Origin of the sequence: Microbacterium sp. T2.11-28 (assembly GCF_950097975.1) — a bacterium.
In the GTDB taxonomy this organism is placed as follows: Bacteria; Actinomycetota; Actinomycetes; order Actinomycetales; family Microbacteriaceae; genus Microbacterium.
Genome location: NZ_CATNHF010000028.1, coordinates 31,906 through 48,023 on the forward strand (window position 1 = coordinate 31,906; position 16,118 = coordinate 48,023).

The window sequence follows — 16,118 nt, forward strand, 5'->3', positions numbered from 1 at the left end:
CATCGTGTCGCAGACCGTCCAGCCCCCGCAGCGCGACGCCGTGCTCGACATCGAGGGCATGACCTGTGCGAGCTGCGTCGCGCGCGTCGAGAAGCGACTGACCCGCGTGGAGGGCGTGACGGCGTCCGTCAACCTCGCCACCGAGTCGGCGCGGGTGACCTACCCGGCGGGCCTCGACCCCGCGCGACTGGTCGACGCCGTGCGCGAAGCCGGCTACGAAGGCCGCCTGCGCACGCGTCCCGAGCGTGCGGAGGCCGCCGCGGGCGCGGACCGCGACCCCGCCGTCGATCACGAGGTCGGCGCCGAGGACGACGTCGACGACGTCGAGGACCGCCCCGGCGCGGTGACCCTGCGGACGCGCCTGCTCGTGAGCCTCGCGCTCGCCGTGCCGGTCGTGGCGCTCGGGATGGTCCCCGCCTGGCAGTTCCCGGGCTGGCAGTGGGTCTCGCTCGTGCTCACCGCGCCGATCGTGATCTGGGGCGGCTGGCCGTTCCACCGCGCGACGTTCGCGAACGCCCGCCACGGTGCGATGACGATGGACACGCTCATCACCCTCGGCACCGGCGCCGCGTTCCTCTGGAGCACCTGGGCTCTGCTGTTCGGGGCCGCGGGCACCATCGGCATGACGCACGAGGTGACACTCTTCGGGGTGCCCCACGATGCGACCTCGCTCGTCTACTTCGAAGTCGCCGCCGCCGTCACCGTGTTCCTGCTGCTCGGACGCTTCATCGAGCAGCGCTCGAAGCGGCGTGCCGGTGCCGCCCTGCGCGCCCTCATGGAGCTGGCCGCGAAGGACGTCGAGCTCGCGGACGGCGCGCGCATCCCGGTGGAACGGCTGCAGGTCGGCGACGTGTTCGTCGTGCGGCCGGGGGAGAAGGTGGCCACCGACGGACGCGTCCGCGACGGCCGCGCCTCGGTCGACCTCAGCATGATCACCGGTGAGTCGGCCCCGGTCGACGTCGCTCTCGGCGACGAGGTCACGGGGGGCACCATCGCCGTCGACGGGCGTCTGCTCGTCACCGCGACCTCCGTCGGCGACGACACCCGGCTCGCGCACCTCGCGCGGCTCGTCGAGGATGCGCAGGCGGGCAAGAGTCGCGTGCAGCGTCTCGCCGACCGCATCTCCTCCGTCTTCGTCCCCGTCGTGATCGCGCTCGCCGTGATCACTTTGATCGCCTGGATCGCGGCGGGTCAGCCCGCGGCAGCCGGCTTCACGGCCGCGGTCGCGGTGCTGATCATCGCCTGCCCGTGCGCGCTGGGCCTGGCGACCCCCATCGCGATCCTGGTCGGCACCGGACGCGGCGCGCAGCTGGGCGTCCTGATCACCGGTCCCGAGGCTCTCGAGGGTGCCGAGCGGATCGACACCATCGTGCTCGACAAGACCGGCACCGTCACCGAAGGCCGGATGACGGTCGCGACCGTGTCGACCGTCGCGCAGACCGACCTCGCCGATGTGGCGCGGATCGTCGGGTCGCTGGAGACCGCGTCGGAGCACCCGGTCGCCCGCGCCCTCGCCACCCTCGCGCCCCGCCCCTCGCACGTGGCGGACTTCGCCGGACTCGCCGGCCGAGGGGTCACCGGGACGGTCGAGGGCCGCGCGGCGTTCGCCGGTCGCACCGCCTTCGCCGCCGAGATCGTCGGCGGCGACCTGCCGCAGGCGGTCGCGCAGGCGGTCGCCGACGTCGAGGACGCCGGCGGGACCGCCGTGGTCGCCGGGTGGGACGGGGCGATCCGCGCCGTCATCGGCGTCGCCGACACCGTCCGTGCCGACAGCGCGGCCACCGTCGGCCGGCTCAAGGACCTCGGCCTGGAGGTCGTGCTGCTCACCGGCGACAACGCCGGCGCCGCCCGCGAGGTCGCGCGCGCCACGGGCATCGACACCGTCGTCGCGGGCGTGCTCCCCGAGCAGAAGGTCGCGGAGATCCAGCGCCTGCAGGCGCGGGGCCACCGCGTCGCGATGGTCGGCGACGGCGTGAACGACGCCGCGTCCCTGGCCACGGCCGACCTCGGCCTGGCCATGGGCGGCGGCACCGACGCCGCGCTGCACGCCAGCGACATCTCCCTCGCCGGCTCGGGTCTCGCCCCGGTCGTCACCGCCATCGCGTTGAGCCGGCGCACGATGCGCATCATCCGCGGCAATCTGTTCTGGGCCTTCGCCTATAACGTCGCCGCCCTGCCGCTGGCGGCGCTCGGCCTGCTCAACCCGATGATCGCCGGGGCCGCGATGGCGTTCTCGAGCGTGTTCGTGGTGCTCAACAGTCTCCGACTTCGCACGACGCGCTGACCTCAGGCGCTACAATGGCGGCGAGGGATCCCACCCCGCCGTCGCCGCAGCTCGCAGAAGCGAGTGCCCGCAGCCGGCAGGACGGGACCCGGGACTCATACCGCGGCACTCCGCCGCGGACTCCACCGCCCGGTCGCGGTACGACCGGGCAGCACCGGCATCCGCCGGTCCACACGCTCAGGAGGAGCATGCCGACCACGGCACCCATCGCCGCCTCGAAGGCGTCGTCCCGTCGACGCCGCGGCTCGTCGGCCCGTCGCGAAGACGACGCGCCGCTCATCCCGATCCTCGCCCGCAAGGTCCGCGAGGTCGAGGCCAAAGCCCAGCGCGGCAAGCTCGGCCCCACCAACCGGGTCAAGTTCCAGGTCATCGCCTTCCTGGTCCGCGAGGAGCGCGCCCGCGTCAAGGCCGAGGCGGAGATCCCTGCGGCCACCCGCGCCGAGCTGCTCAAGCGGCTCGACGGCGTCGCGACCATCCTCGCCAAGACCGCCGCCCGCGACACCTCGCTCATCCAGCTGCTCGAAGTCGACCAGGCGACGTCGCCTGTGGCCCGCCGCATGCGTCGCGACTGGCTGCTCGAGTCGGGCGCGGAGCTCGCCGAGGACGAGCTCATCATCACCGATGTCGCGCCGGTCCATGCGCCGGTCGTGCCGGCCGCGCTCGCCGAGCGCCAGGTCGTGCCGCCGCAGATCGACGCGCGCCGTGAGGCCAACCCGTTCCTGGCGCCCGACCTCGCCCTGCGCGCCCCCGTCGAAAACGTGCGTCGCCGGCTCGACGGCTGGGAGCTCATGGGACCCCTGTACAAGGCGTTCGAGATGGGTGCCGGCGGCGGTGCCGCCTCGATGGAACTGCCGCCGATGCCGGAGTTCGACCGGCTCTCGCCCAAGGGCCTGGAGATCATGGCCCACCAGTCCCGCTTCCTGGAGGCGGTCCGCGGCGGTCACCGGTCCTTCCTCCTGGCGGACGAGCCGGGCCTCGGCAAGACCGCGCAGTCGGTGCTGGCCGCGTCGGTCGCCGACGCCTATCCGCTCCTGGCGGTCGTGCCCAACGTCGTGAAGATGAACTGGGCCCGCGAGGTCGAGCGCTGGACGCCGCATCGCCGCGCCACGGTCATCCACGGCGACGGCGACACGGTCGACGCGTTCGCCGACGTGTTCATCGTGAACTACGAGGTCCTCGACCGGCATCTCTCGTGGCTGGGCGACCTCGGCCTGCGCGGCATGGTGGTCGACGAGGCGCACTTCATCAAGAACCTCACCTCGCAGCGTTCGCAGAACGTGCTCGCGCTCGCCGCCCGCATCCGCGAGCAGGTCCGCGATCCGCTCATGCTCGCCCTCACCGGAACGCCGCTCATCAACGACGTCGAGGACTTCGACGCCATCTGGCGCTTCCTCGGCTGGACCAACGGCGAGAAGCCCGGGCCGCTGCTCATGCAGAAGCTCGACGCCACCGGTCTCACCCCGGCGGACAAGGCGTTCTATCCCGAGGCGCGCGAGGCGGTCATCTCGCTCGGCATCGTCCGTCGCAAGAAGAAGGACGTCGCGGCGGACCTGCCGGACAAGCTGGTCGCCGATCTGCCGGTCGAGCTCGACGACGACTTCGGCCGCTCCATCCGCGCCGCCGAGCAGGAGCTCGGTCAGCGGCTGGCCGCCAAGTACCGGCGCATCATCGAGGCCCGCGGCGACCGCGTCGTCCTCGACGACATCGACGAGGACATCGTGCGCCTCGTCGCCCACGGCGAGCTCGAGGAGTCCAAGGCGGCCGGCAGCGGCAGCGACAACGTCTTCACCATGGTCCGGAAGATCGGCCAGGCCAAGGCGCTGCTCGCGGCCGATTACGCGGTGCAGCTGCAGCGCTCGGTCGGCAAGGTCGTCTTCTTCGCCAAGCACATCGACGTGATGGACGCCGCCGAGGCCCATTTCGCGGCCGCAGGGCTGCGCACGGTCTCGATCCGCGGCGACCAGACGACGCCGGTGCGCCAGCAGGCCATCGACGCCTTCAACAACGACGCCGACGTCGCGATCGCCGTGTGCTCGCTGACCGCGGCAGGTGTCGGCCTGAACATGCAGGCGGCCTCGAACGTCGTGCTCGCCGAGCTGTCGTGGACGGCGGCCGAGCAGACCCAGGCGATCGACCGGGTGCACCGCATCGGGCAGGACGAGCCGGTGACGGCGTGGCGGATCATCGCCGCGCACACGATCGACACGAAGATCGCCGAGCTGATCGACTCCAAGCAGGGCCTCGCGCAGCGGGCGCTCGACGGCGATCAGGTCGACCCCACCTCGAGCGACTCGGTCCAGCTGTCGGCGCTCATGCACCTCCTGCGGCAGGCGCTCGGCGCGTTCTGATCACGGTCACCGGCGCCACGATCCATGCGGGTCGCGGCGCCGGTTATCGACGGCGGCCGCAGTGGCACGGCGGTCGGCCCCGGCGGTAGTGTCAGGGGGGCAGCGTCGCCCTCAGCTCCACATCCCGAACACCGAAGGATCTCCCCATGAAGATCGGCATCCTCACCAGCGGCGGCGACTGCCCCGGGCTGAACGCCGTCATCCGCGGCCTCGTGCTCAAGGGCACGACGACCCACAACATTGAGTTCGTGGGCATCCGCGACGGCTGGCGCGGCGTCGTCGACGGCGACTTCTTCCCGCTCACCCGTCACGAGGTGAAGGGCCTGTCCAAGGTCGGCGGGACGATCCTCGGCACGAGCCGCACCAACCCCTACGAGGGTCCTCGCGGGGGAGCGGAGAACATCGCCAAGACGCTGTACGGCCACCGCATCGACGGCATCGTCGCCATCGGCGGCGAAGGCACGCTGGCCGCCGCCAACCGTCTCTACGGCGACGGCATCAACGTGCTCGGCGTGCCGAAGACCATCGACAACGACCTGCGCGCCACGGACTACTCGTTCGGGTTCGACACGGCCGTCAACATCGCCACCGAGGCGATGGACCGCCTGCGCACCACCGGCGACTCGCACCAGCGCTGCATGGTCGCCGAGGTCATGGGTCGCCACGTGGGCTGGATCGCCCTGCACTCGGGCATCGCGGCGGGCGCGCACGTCATCTGCATCCCCGAGGTGCCGATGTCGCTCGAGGACATCGCCGCCCAGGTGCAGAAGGCGCACGACCGCGGCCGTGCGCCGCTGGTCGTCGTCTCCGAGGGCTTCAAGCTCCTCGGTCAGGACGAGGCTTACTCCGACAAGGGGCTCGACGCCTTCAACCGTCCGCGCCTCGGCGGCATCGGCGAGGTGCTCGCGCCCGAGATCGAGCGCATCACCGGCATCGAGACCCGCGCCACCGTGCTCGGCCACATCCAGCGCGGCGGATCCCCGTCGGCCTTCGACCGGGTCCTCGCGACCCGGCTCGGCCTGCACGCGGCCGACGTCGCCGTCGAGGGCGCCTGGGGCCAGATGGTCTCCATGAAGGGCACCGACATCGTCCGCGTCCCCTTCGCCGAGGCGCTGGGCGAGCTCAACACCGTCCCGCTCTACCGCTACGAAGAGGCCGCCGCCCTCTTCGGCTGAGCCGCCCACCCCGTCCTCGGGGCATGTCCCACTTTCAACCGGGCGTGTCCCACTTCCGGTGTGGCATGTCCCACTTTCGGCTGGTTCCGCCAGGCACACACGACCGAAAGTGGGACATGCCCTCGTGGCGCCGCCTCCTCCCCAAGGGCCGAGCGGAGCGGATCGTCCGCTGACCCCTGGGAAGTGCGCGATGCGCGTACGGCGCTGTCAGCACCCTGAGGGGCATGGCCTCTCGTCCATCGCTGCCGCTCGCCCTGCCCGCCTCCTTCACCGTCGCGCAGGCGGCCGAGGCGGGGGTCGCCCCGGGCCGGCTGCGAGGGCGCTCGCTGGCGCGTCCGTTCCACGGCGTCCGCGCGCGAAGTGCAAGTGCGTCGACGACGATGATCGATCTGTGCCGCGCCTACGCGCCACGACTGCGCGAAGGTCAGTTCTTCAGCCACGAGACCGCCCTGCTGCTCCACGGCGCACCCATGCCGGATTGGCCCTACGTGCCCCGCATCCATGTTTCGGCGCATCGGCCGAGCCGCGAGCCCCGGACGGTCGGAGTCGTCGGACACCGGCTTCAGACACGTGTGCCGGTCGTACGCGATGTCGACGGGATGCCGGTGGAGGATCCCGCGCGCGCCTGGCGACAGTGCAGGACGCTCTGGACGCATGGAGACCTCGTCGCCGCGGCGGACTTCCTGGTGAGCGGTGCGCGGCCGCCGATCACCGTGGCGGAGCTCCGCGACGAGGTGGTGCGGATGGGGGATGTGCGCCGGGGCATCCTCTCCCGCGCGCTGGACGATGTGCGAGGCGGTGTCAGGTCGGCACGGGAGACGCGGCTGCGGCTCCTCCTGCGGGATGCCGGTCTGCCTGAGCCCCACACGGCGTGGAACCTGTATGACGAGCGCGGCACATTCGTCGCCGAGCTCGACCTCGCCTACCCGCAGCGCCGGGTGGGGGTGGAGTACGACGGTCGTGTGCACGCCGCAGACCCGGGCCAGTTCGCGAGAGACGCCGACCGCTGGGATGCCGTGCGGGCGCACGGCGTGGACCTCGTCCGCATCCTCTCCCACCACCTCGCCGGCGACGGCGCCGCCGCGGTGCAGAAGGTCCGCGCTGCGCTGATGCGAGCAGGCTGGACCCCGCTCGCCTGACCCGCTCCGCTGGGACGCTCCGCTGGGACGCTCCGCTGGGACGCTCCGCTGGGACGCTCCGCTGGGACGCTCGGCTGGACGCATGTCCCATTTTCGGTCGTATCCGAGCCGACGAACCGACCGAAAGTGGGACATCAACCGCCGAGAGTGGGACATGGACCGCCGCAAGTGGGACAGGCAGCGGGCCGGCGCGGGGCGCGGCCGGCGCGGGGCGCGGCCGGCGCGGCCGCAGCCGGCGGGGGGCGTCAGTCGGCGAGGCCGAGGACGTCGAGGAGCCAGGCGAGCTCGAACGCCCGCTGGTGCCAGGCGTTGTAGCGGCCGCTCACGCCGCCGTGCCCGGCGACCATCTCGCAGCGCAGCAGCGCATCGGCGCCGACCTCGCGCAGCCGCGCCACCCACTTGGCGGGCTCGACGTACAGCACGCGGGTGTCGTTGAGCGAGGTCGTGGCGAGGATGCGGGGATACCGCACGCCCTCCCGCACGTTCTCGTACGGCGAGTACGACTTCATGTACGCGTAGACGTCGGCGTCGTGGAGGGGATCGCCCCACTCGTCCCACTCGATCACCGTCAGCGGGAGCGAGGGGTCGAGGATCGTCGTCAGGGCATCGACGAACGGCACGTCGGCGAGGATGCCGGCGAACAGCTCCGGTGCCAGGTTGGCGACGGCGCCCATCAGCAGGCCGCCGGCAGACCCTCCCTCGGCGACGAGCAGGTCGGGTGTCGTCCAGCCCTCGTCCACGAGGTGGCGCGCGCAGGCGACGAAGTCGGTGAAGGTGTTGCGCTTGTGCTGCAGCTTGCCGTCCTCGTACCACTGCCGGCCGAGCTCGCCGCCGCCGCGCACGTGGGCGACGGCGAAGACGACGCCGCGATCGAGCATCGACAGCCGGGCCACCGAGAACCCGGGCTCGATCGAGTGCTCGTACGAGCCGTATCCGTAGAGGTGCACCGGCCGCGGCGCTGCGCCGGGGTCGCCGAAGGAGCGCTTCCAGACGAGGGAGACCGGCACGCGGGTGCCGTCGTCCGCCGTGGCCCACACCCGCTGCTGGCCGTAGTCGGCCGCGTCGTAGCCGCCGAGCACCGGCTGCCGCTTGCGCAGCAGGAGCTCCCCGGTGGCGACGACGTAGTCGTAGACGGTGCCCGGGGTGGTGAACGAGCCGTAGCCCAGGCGCAGCACGGGCGGCGCCCATTCGGGGTTGCCGGCCGTGCCCACGGAGTAGAGCGGCTCGTCGAAGTCGATCTCCGACACCGCGCTGCTCTCGTAGTCGAGCACGCCGAGCCGGGGGAGGCCCTCGCGGCGGTAGGCCACGACCCCCCAGTCGCGGAACGCGGACACGTCCAGCAGACGCCGGCCGGGGACGTGCGGGAGCACGGGGGTCCGCTCGCCCTGCGGGTCGGAGGCCGCGACGCGCACGAGCTCGAAGTCCAGGGCGTCGCGGTTGTGCAGCACGTACAGCACGTCCTCGCCGCCGACGACGGCGTGGGTGGTCGAGTACTCGACGCCCTCGGTGCGCGGCCAGACGACGCGCGGCTCGGCGCGCAGGTCGTCGGCGGGAACGAGGAACTCCTCCGAGGTGATGGAGGAGCCGACCTCGATCACGAGGTAGGCATCGCTGCGCGTGAACCCGGCGCCGACCCAGTAGCGCTCGTCGGGCTCGTGGAACAGCCGCACGTCGGAGGAGGCGTCGGTGCCCACCTCGTGCAGCCAGACGGTGTCGGGTCGCCACGCGTCGTCGACCGTGGTGTAGACGATGTGGCGTCCGTCGGGGGAGAAGGTGGCGCCCGCGGAGGTGTTCTCGACGACGTCGGCGAGGTCGACGCCGCGGACGAGGTCGCGGATGCGCAGCGTGTACCGCTCGTCGCCCTCCACGTCGACGCCGTACAGCAGGCGCGTGCCGTCGGTGGAGACCTCCAGGCTGCCGAGCGAGAAGAACTCGTGACCGTCCGCCTCGACGTTCCCGTCGAGCAGCACCTCCTCGCCGGGGACCGCCGTGTCGGCCGACAGCTCGGGCGGCGTCCAGTCGTCAGGCGAGGCGAGCGGGGCGCGGCAGTGGATGCCGTACTGCTTGCCCTCGACGGTGCGTCCGTAGTACCACCACTGACCCCGCCGTGACGGGACCGAGAGGTCCGTCTCGAGCGTGCGTCCCTTGATCTCCTCGAACAGGCGCGTCCGCAGTCCCTCCAGGTGAGCGGTGCGCTCGTCGGTGTAGGCGTTCTCGGCCTCCAGGTGCGCGATCACCTCCGCGTCGTCCTTCGCGCGCAGCCAGTCGTAGGCGTCGGCGAACTCGTCGCCGTGATGGCTGCGGGTGCGGGGGCGGGCAGGGGCGACGGGAGGCTGCGACGTGCTCACCATCCCCACGCTAACGGACCGTTCGAGCACGGCGCCCCCGGGTTCTGCGATCGCCCTCGGATGTGCGAGGATTTCCCTCGTCCGGTTGCCGGAACATGAACCCACGGTGAACTCTTCGTTCGCACCGCCGACGCCCGTCGGCATCCCCACACCCCTCTACGGAAAGCGAACTGTGGAAGCCGCAGTCTTCATCGTGGTGCTGGTGATCGCACTGGCACTGTTCTTCGACTTCACCAACGGGTTCCACGACACCGCGAACGCGATGGCCACGCCCATCGCCACCGGTGCGCTCAAGCCCAAGGTGGCCGTGCTCCTGGCCGCCGTCCTGAACCTGGTGGGCGCGTTCCTGTCGACCGAGGTGTCCAAGACGATCTCGCACGGCATGATCAACGAGTCCGGCATCGATCCGGGCACCTTCCTGCCGATCATCTTCGCGGGTCTCATCGGCGCCATCACCTGGAACATGCTGACCTGGCTCCTGGGTCTGCCCTCGAGCTCGTCGCACGCCCTCTTCGGCGGGCTCATCGGTGCGACGCTCGTGGGAGCGAGCGCCGCGGCGATCGACTTCGGCGTCGTCCTCAGCAAGGTCGTGCTCCCGGCGGTCATCGCCCCGTTCACCGCCGGGGTGATCGCCTTCGCGGTCACCAAGATCGCCTACGCCGCGACGCGGCGCTACGACAACAAGCCCGACGGCCGCGACGGCTTCCGGTGGGGGCAGATCTTCACGTCCTCCCTGGTCGCCCTCGCCCACGGCACCAACGACGCCCAGAAGACGATGGGTGTCATCACCCTCGCGCTCATCACCGCCGGCATGCAGGACCGCGAGCACGCCGACCCGCAGTTCTGGGTCATCTTCGCCTGCGCGTTCACCATCGCCCTGGGCACCTACATGGGTGGCTGGCGGATCATCCGCACGCTCGGCAAGGGCCTCACCGACGTCAAGCCCGCGCAGGGCTTCTCGGCGGAGTCCTCGACGGCGGCCACCATCCTCGCCTCCAGCTTCTTCGGCTTCGCCCTGTCGACGACCCAGGTCGCGTCGGGCTCCGTCATCGGCTCCGGCCTGGGCCGTCGCGGCTCGACGGTCCGCTGGCGCACGGTCGGGCGCATCGCCGTCGGCTGGCTGCTGACGCTGCCGGCGGCGGGTGCCGTCGGCGCCGCCGCCGCGCTCGTCGTCGTGTGGCTCGGTCCGGTGTGGGGCGTCCTCGTGGGCGCCGTGGTCGCGGTCGCCATCGTGCTGGCCATCTTCTGGCGGTCGCGTCGCGATGCCGTCCACGCCGGCAACGCGATGAGCGAGGTCGCCGACTCGGGTCATGCCGTGAAGGTCAAGCGCAATCCGCCGCCCACCCGCCGTCAGCGGGCGATCCTCCGCGAGCAGGCGCGGCAGAAGGCGGAGCAGGAGGCCCGTGAGAAGGCGGCCCGCAAGGCGAAGGCCAAGGCCGACGCCAAGCGCGCCGCAGAGGACCGCAAAGCGGCCGAGCGCGCAGCCACGGCGGGCAAGGCGAGCACGAAGGGCGACAAGAAGTGAGCGTCACGATCGACTGGTTCGCCTTCCTCGAGGTGTTCGCCGCGGCCCTGGCCGGCGCCGCCCTCGTCGTCGGGTTCTACGCGCTGGGACTGCGGCTGCTCGTCCGCGCCGGTCGCGCCCCGGTCGTCGCGCCGGCGGAGTTCACCGACGCGATCACGATCATCTCCGAGAAGGAGGCGAACCGCGCCGCGAAGGCGGCAGCGAAGGCCGCGCGCAAGAGCCCGCTCACCGAGGGGCAGAAGTCGGTCGCGCTCGTCGCCGCGTACGGCTCGTTCGCCGTGTCGGGCCTGGCGGTGCTCGCCGGCCTCCTCCTGATCGTCCTGCACTGAGTGCTGCACCGAGTCCCGCACCCGGCCTGCGGCGACCTGCCCCGGGCGCGATCGCGCGTCCTGGGCCCCGCGTAGGCTGACCGACATGGACAGCGCCCCCACCCTGCCCGGTGCGCACCCCCAGTTCGGTGTGCATCCTCCCGCGCGACGCACGATCGTGCACCTGAGCGACACCCACCTGCTGGCCGCGAACCGGCCGCTGGGGGGCCGCTACGACACCGCCGCGAACCTCGAGGCGACGATGGCGGCGGTCACGCGCACCGGCGTCCGCCCCGACGCCATCGTCGTCACGGGCGACCTCACCGACCTCGGCGAGCCCGACGCCTACCGATCGCTGCGCGCGACGGTGGAGCCGTTCGCGGGCGCGCTCGGGGCGCCGGTGATCTGGGTCGCCGGGAACCACGACGAGCGCCCGGCGCTGCGGGCCGGGCTGCTGGACGGCGCATCCACCCAGGAGCCGGTCACCGGGGTGTGGGATCTCGGCGGACTGCGGCTGATCGCCCTGGACTCCAGCGTGCCCGGCTGGCATCACGGCGACCTCGATGCGGATCAGCTCGCCTGGCTCTCGAAGGTGCTCGCCGAGCCCGCGCCGCTGGGCACCGTCGTCGCCCTGCACCACCCGCCGCTTCCGAGTCACATCCCCTTCTTCGACATCCTCGAGCTGCGCCATCAGGCCGAGCTGGCCGAGGTGCTCGCCGGCTCCGACGTGCGCGCGATCCTCGCGGGGCACCTGCACTACTCGACGAGCGGGACCTTCGCCGGCATCCCGGTGAGCGTCGCCGCCGCCACCTGCTACACGATGAACCTCCAGCGGCCGCCGGCATCGGTCAACGGCATGGATGCCGGGCAGTCCTTCCACCTCGTGCACGTCTACGACGACGCGATCACCCATACCGTGGTGCCGGTGGTCGAGGCGGAGACGAGCGAGTACTTCTCGCCGGAGTGGGTCGCGGCGATGGCGCGGCTGACACCGGAGGAGCGGCTCGAGGCCTTCTCGCGGAAGCCGACCGTATGAGGCCCGCGGGCGGGGCCCCCGCCGCGGCGGGTGCCGGCCGGTGAGCCGCACGATCGTCATCACCGGCGCCAGCGACGGCATCGGCGCCGCGGCCGCGCGTCAGCTGCACGCGGCGGGTCAGCAGGTCGTGGTCGTCGGGCGCGATCCCGACAAGACCGCGCGCATCGCCGACGAGCTCGGCGTCGACCGGTTCGTCGCCGACTTCGCGGTCCTCGACGAGGTGCGGGCGCTCGCCGCAGATCTGCGCGCGCGGTACTCGCGCATCGACGTCCTCGCCAACAACGCCGGCGGGATCATCGACCGGCGGCGGAGCACGGTCGACGGGCACGAGCTCACCTTCCAGGTGAACCACCTGGCGGGGTTCCTCCTCACGCTGCTGCTGCGGGACCGTCTCCTCGACAGCGGCGCGTCGGTGATCCAGACCTCCAGCGTCGCGGCGCGGCGCTTCTCCCGTTTCGACATCGACGACCTCGACGCCGAGCGCCGGTTCTCCTCGTCGACGGCGTACGGCAACGCGAAGCTCGCGAACATCCTCTTCACCGCGGAGCTGCAGCGCCGCCTGGGCCCGAGCGGGCTCTCCGCCGTCGCCTTCCACCCCGGGGCCATCGCCAGCGGCTTCGCGTCGGCCGCGCGCGGTCCGTGGCGCTGGATGTACACCAATCCGCTCACCCGGCGCCTGCTCACCCCCGTGGAGGTCGGGGGATCACGGCTCACCTGGCTCGCCCTGGGTCGCCCCGGCGCCGACTGGCGACCGGGCGCGTACTACGCCGAGAACCGCATCTCGCGGACGCACCGCCTCGCCGCGGATCCGCAGCTCGCGGCCCGTCTGTGGGAGCGCAGCGCCGCCATGGTGGGCGTCGAGCCGTAACGGGCATCCGGTTCCGGTCGGTCGCTCGCGGCGCGCGGCGCTCCGGAGAGACCCGGGTTGACTGAGAGCGCACTCTAAGTTCTACCGTGAGGACATGACCCTCCTCCACGACGGACTCTCGATCTCGGACGCCGCCGCGGCGACCGGCCTGACGACCCACACGCTGCGGTACTACGAGCGGGCCGGTCTCATGCTGACGCCCGTCGACCGCGCCTCGTCGACGCACCGCCGATACAGCGACGCGGACATCGGCTGGGTGCAGTTCCTCACCCGCCTGAGATCGACGGGGATGCCCATCGCCACGATCCGGGCGTACACCGAGCTCGTGCGCGCGGGCGAGGACACCGTCGACGCTCGGCTGGAGCTGCTGCTGCGTCATCGCCGCGGCGTCCTCGCCCAGCTGGAGGAGATCACGGCGAGCCTCGCCGCCATCGACTACAAGATCGCCGTCTACCGGCAGAAGGAGAAGACCGCATGAAGACCATCCGCCTCGGTTCCCGTGGACCGCAGATCGGCCGCCTCGGACTCGGACTCATGGGCATCAGCGCGTTCTACGCGGGTGCCCGCGAGGACGACGAAGGGGGGATCCGGACGATCCACCGCGCGCTCGAGCTCGGCGTGAACTTCCTCGACACGGCCGAGATCTACGGGCCGTACGTCAACGAGGAGCTGCTGGGCCGGGCGCTCGCCGGCCGTCGCGACGACGCCGTCATCGCGACCAAGTTCGGGACGATCCGCCACACCGCCGGCGACGCCCCCGGCCTCGACGGGTCGCCGGAGAACGTGCGTCTCTCGGTGGAGGGATCGCTGCGGCGGCTGAACACCGACCGCATCGACCTGTACTACCAGCACCGCATGGACCCGGACACGCCGATCGAGGAGACCGTCGGCGCCCTGGCGGAGCTCGTGAAGGAGGGCAAGATCCTCGGATACGGGCTGTCGGAAGCGGCCGTGTCCACGATCCGCCGCGCGCACGCGGTGCACCCGGTGACCGCCGTGCAGACGGAGTACTCGCTGTGGACGCGGGACCCGGAGGCCGAGCTCCTGCCGGCGCTGCGCGAGCTGGGCATCGGCTTCGTGCCGTACTCGCCGCTCGGCCGCGGCTTCCTCACCGGGGCGATCCGATCGACCGATCAGCTCGCCGAGGGCGACTTCCGCCGCTCGAACCCGCGGTTCGTCGACGGTGCGCTCCAGCAGAACCTCCGCATCGTGGAGGCGGTGGAGGCCGTCGCGGCGGACGCGGGTGCCACTCCCGCGCAGGTGGCGCTCGCCTGGCTGCTCGCCCAGGGCGACGACATCGCGCCGATCCCGGGCACGCGCCGGGTCGAGCGCCTCGAGGAGAACGTGGCGGCCGATGCGGTGGTGCTCACCGCGGAGCAGCGCGCGCGCCTCGACGCCCTCGCGGCGCCCGTGGGGGACCGGTACGCGGACATGACGCCGCTCGGCCGCTGACGGCGCCACGCGCCGTCTCGTACAACGCCGGGGCGACGATGTACACGGAGTACATCGTCGCCCCGGCGCTGCGCGACTAGGCTCGAAGCTGATCCGCCACCCCCCTCGAGACCCACAAGGACTCCCACACATGGCTCTGGACGCAACGACGCGCACCGAAACCGACTCCCTCGGATCCCTCGAGATCCCCGCCGACGCGTACTGGGGCATCCACACCGCCCGGGCGCTGGAGAACTTCCCGATCTCGCGACGGCCGATCTCGGTGTACGCGGATCTCGTGAAGGCGCTGGCGATGGTCAAGCAGGCCTCTGCGCGGGCGAACCTCGAGATCGGCGTCCTCGACGCCGAGCGCGCCGACCTCATCGATCGCGCCTCCCAGCGCGTCATCGACGGCGAGTTCCACGACCAGTTCGTCGTGGGGGTGATCCAGGGCGGCGCCGGGACCTCCACGAACATGAACGCGAACGAGGTCATCACCAACATCGCGCTCGAACTCGCCGGCCGCGAGAAGGGCGACTACGCCTACCTGTCGCCGATCGACCACACCAACCGCAGCCAGTCGACCAACGACGTGTACCCCACGGCGGTGAAGATCGGACTGAGCCTGGACCTCAAGTCGCTGCTGGAGGAGCTGGATCTCCTGCGGCAGTCCTTCCTGGCCAAGGCGGTGGAGTTCCACGACATCCTCAAGATCGGCCGTACGCAGCTGCAGGACGCCGTGCCCATGACGCTCGGCCAGGAGTTCCACGGCTTCGCCACGACCCTCGGCTACGACCACCAGCGCCTCACCGAGAACGCCTACCTGCTCTACGAGATCAACATGGGCGCGACGGCCATCGGCACCGGCATCACCACGCACCCGGACTACGCGGCCGCGGTGCTGCGGCACCTCCGCGAGATCACCGCGCTCGATCTGGCCACGGCCGACGACCTGGTCGAGGCGACGAGCGACACCGGGTCGTTCATGTCGTTCTCCTCCTCGCTCAAGCGCAACGCGATCAAGCTCTCCAAGATCTGCAACGACCTGAGGCTGCTGTCGTCGGGACCGCAGGCGGGGCTGGGCGAGATCAACCTGCCGGCGCGTCAGGCAGGATCGAGCATCATGCCGGGCAAGGTCAACCCGGTGATCCCGGAGGTCGTCAACCAGGTCGCGTTCGCCGTGGCGGGCGCGGACCTCACCGTCACGATGGCCGTCGAGGGCGGCCAGCTGCAGCTGAACGCGTTCGAGCCGGTCATCGCGCACTCGATCTTCCAGTCCATCACGTGGATGCGCCGCGGAATGCGCACCCTGCGCGTGAACTGCGTCGACGGCATCACCGCCAACCGCGAGCGGCTGGGCGCCATGGTCGGCGCGTCGGTCGGCGTCGTGACGGCGCTCACGCCCTTCATCGGCTACGCGGCCTCGGCGGCGCTGGCCAAGACCGCACTGCTCACCCACCGCAACGTCGGCGACCTCGTCGTCGAGGCGGGCCTCATGACGCGCGAAGAAGTGGACAAGCAGCTGTCGCCGGCCCGCCTGTCCGGTCTCGAGGCGATCACGCAGGCGATCCCGGTGGTCCAGCCCGCCGAGAACCTCGTCGAGGGCTGATCGGCGCGGTCCTTTGCGCCGGGCCGTCGGATGCCGATAGCGTCGCC

Annotated in this window: 12 protein-coding genes; 11 read left to right on the forward strand and 1 reads right to left on the reverse strand. The window is 71.7% G+C overall.

The features are described 5' to 3' along the window. Positions 1-4: 4 nt before the first annotated feature. The 4 genes from QQZ13_RS11290 (at position 5) to QQZ13_RS11305 (ending at position 6,946) form a co-directional block, all read left to right on the forward strand. Positions 5-2,284, forward strand: coding sequence for a cation-translocating P-type ATPase (locus QQZ13_RS11290; RefSeq protein ID WP_284529254.1), 2,280 nt, complete (start codon positions 5-7; stop codon positions 2,282-2,284). Between the two features lie 188 nt (positions 2,285-2,472). Further along, a complete protein-coding gene (locus QQZ13_RS11295) occupies positions 2,473-4,632 on the forward strand; it encodes a DEAD/DEAH box helicase (protein WP_284529255.1) in 2,160 nt (719 codons plus the stop codon). A 146-nt stretch (positions 4,633-4,778) separates the two neighbouring features. After that, positions 4,779-5,807 (forward strand): ATP-dependent 6-phosphofructokinase, encoded by a 1,029-nt coding sequence (locus QQZ13_RS11300; RefSeq protein WP_284529258.1) that lies wholly within the window; start codon positions 4,779-4,781, stop codon positions 5,805-5,807. Between the two features lie 224 nt (positions 5,808-6,031). Continuing rightward, the gene (locus tag QQZ13_RS11305) at positions 6,032-6,946 is read left to right on the forward strand and encodes a hypothetical protein (RefSeq protein WP_284529260.1); all 915 of its coding nucleotides are present in this window, start codon (positions 6,032-6,034) and stop codon (positions 6,944-6,946) included. A 245-nt stretch (positions 6,947-7,191) separates the two neighbouring features. Here QQZ13_RS11305 and QQZ13_RS11310 read toward each other — a convergent pair whose 3' ends face one another. Continuing rightward, positions 7,192-9,294 (reverse strand): S9 family peptidase, encoded by a 2,103-nt coding sequence (locus QQZ13_RS11310; protein WP_284529262.1) that lies wholly within the window; start codon positions 9,292-9,294, stop codon positions 7,192-7,194. Between the two features lie 172 nt (positions 9,295-9,466). Here QQZ13_RS11310 and QQZ13_RS11315 point away from each other — a divergent pair, with 172 nt between their 5' ends. From QQZ13_RS11315 to QQZ13_RS11345, 7 genes are all read left to right on the forward strand, one after another. Further along, positions 9,467-10,819 carry an inorganic phosphate transporter gene (locus tag QQZ13_RS11315; RefSeq protein WP_284529263.1) on the forward strand — a complete coding sequence of 451 codons (1,353 nt, stop codon included), beginning with the start codon at positions 9,467-9,469 and terminating at the stop codon, positions 10,817-10,819. Further along, the gene (locus tag QQZ13_RS11320; RefSeq protein WP_284529264.1) at positions 10,816-11,148 is read left to right on the forward strand and encodes a peptidase; all 333 of its coding nucleotides are present in this window, start codon (positions 10,816-10,818) and stop codon (positions 11,146-11,148) included. The genes QQZ13_RS11315 and QQZ13_RS11320 overlap by 4 nt, the downstream gene beginning before the upstream one ends. Before the next feature lie 85 nt (positions 11,149-11,233). Further along, positions 11,234-12,163, forward strand: coding sequence for a phosphodiesterase (locus tag QQZ13_RS11325; protein WP_284529265.1), 930 nt, complete (start codon positions 11,234-11,236; stop codon positions 12,161-12,163). A gap of 40 nt (positions 12,164-12,203) precedes the next feature. Then, complete coding sequence (locus tag QQZ13_RS11330; RefSeq protein ID WP_284529267.1) at positions 12,204-13,031, forward strand: SDR family NAD(P)-dependent oxidoreductase; 828 nt, start codon at positions 12,204-12,206, stop codon at positions 13,029-13,031. Between the two features lie 94 nt (positions 13,032-13,125). Continuing rightward, positions 13,126-13,509 carry a MerR family transcriptional regulator gene (locus tag QQZ13_RS11335; RefSeq protein ID WP_284529268.1) on the forward strand — a complete coding sequence of 128 codons (384 nt, stop codon included), beginning with the start codon at positions 13,126-13,128 and terminating at the stop codon, positions 13,507-13,509. Beyond that, positions 13,506-14,483: an aldo/keto reductase gene (locus tag QQZ13_RS11340; protein ID WP_284529269.1), complete on the forward strand. Its 978-nt coding sequence runs from the start codon at positions 13,506-13,508 to the stop codon at positions 14,481-14,483. Before QQZ13_RS11335 ends, QQZ13_RS11340 begins: the two co-directional genes overlap by 4 nt. Positions 14,484-14,613: 130 nt before the next feature. Next, on the forward strand, positions 14,614-16,071 hold the full coding sequence (locus tag QQZ13_RS11345) for an aspartate ammonia-lyase (protein WP_284529270.1): 1,458 nt from the start codon (positions 14,614-14,616) through the stop codon (positions 16,069-16,071). Positions 16,072-16,118: the final 47 nt, after the last annotated feature.

Bases quoted from the DNA above. Each gene is read 5' to 3' on its own strand.
- QQZ13_RS11295 (WP_284529255.1), top strand. From the start codon at position 2,473: ATGCCGACCACGGCACCCATCGCCGCCTCGAAGGCGTCGTCCCGTCGA.
- QQZ13_RS11300 (WP_284529258.1), top strand. From the start codon at position 4,779: ATGAAGATCGGCATCCTCACCAGCGGCGGCGACTGCCCCGGGCTGAAC.
- QQZ13_RS11305 (WP_284529260.1), top strand. From the start codon at position 6,032: ATGGCCTCTCGTCCATCGCTGCCGCTCGCCCTGCCCGCCTCCTTCACC.
- QQZ13_RS11325 (WP_284529265.1), top strand. From the start codon at position 11,234: ATGGACAGCGCCCCCACCCTGCCCGGTGCGCACCCCCAGTTCGGTGTG.
- QQZ13_RS11335 (WP_284529268.1), top strand. From the start codon at position 13,126: ATGACCCTCCTCCACGACGGACTCTCGATCTCGGACGCCGCCGCGGCG.
- QQZ13_RS11340 (WP_284529269.1), top strand. From the start codon at position 13,506: ATGAAGACCATCCGCCTCGGTTCCCGTGGACCGCAGATCGGCCGCCTC.
- QQZ13_RS11345 (WP_284529270.1), top strand. From the start codon at position 14,614: ATGGCTCTGGACGCAACGACGCGCACCGAAACCGACTCCCTCGGATCC.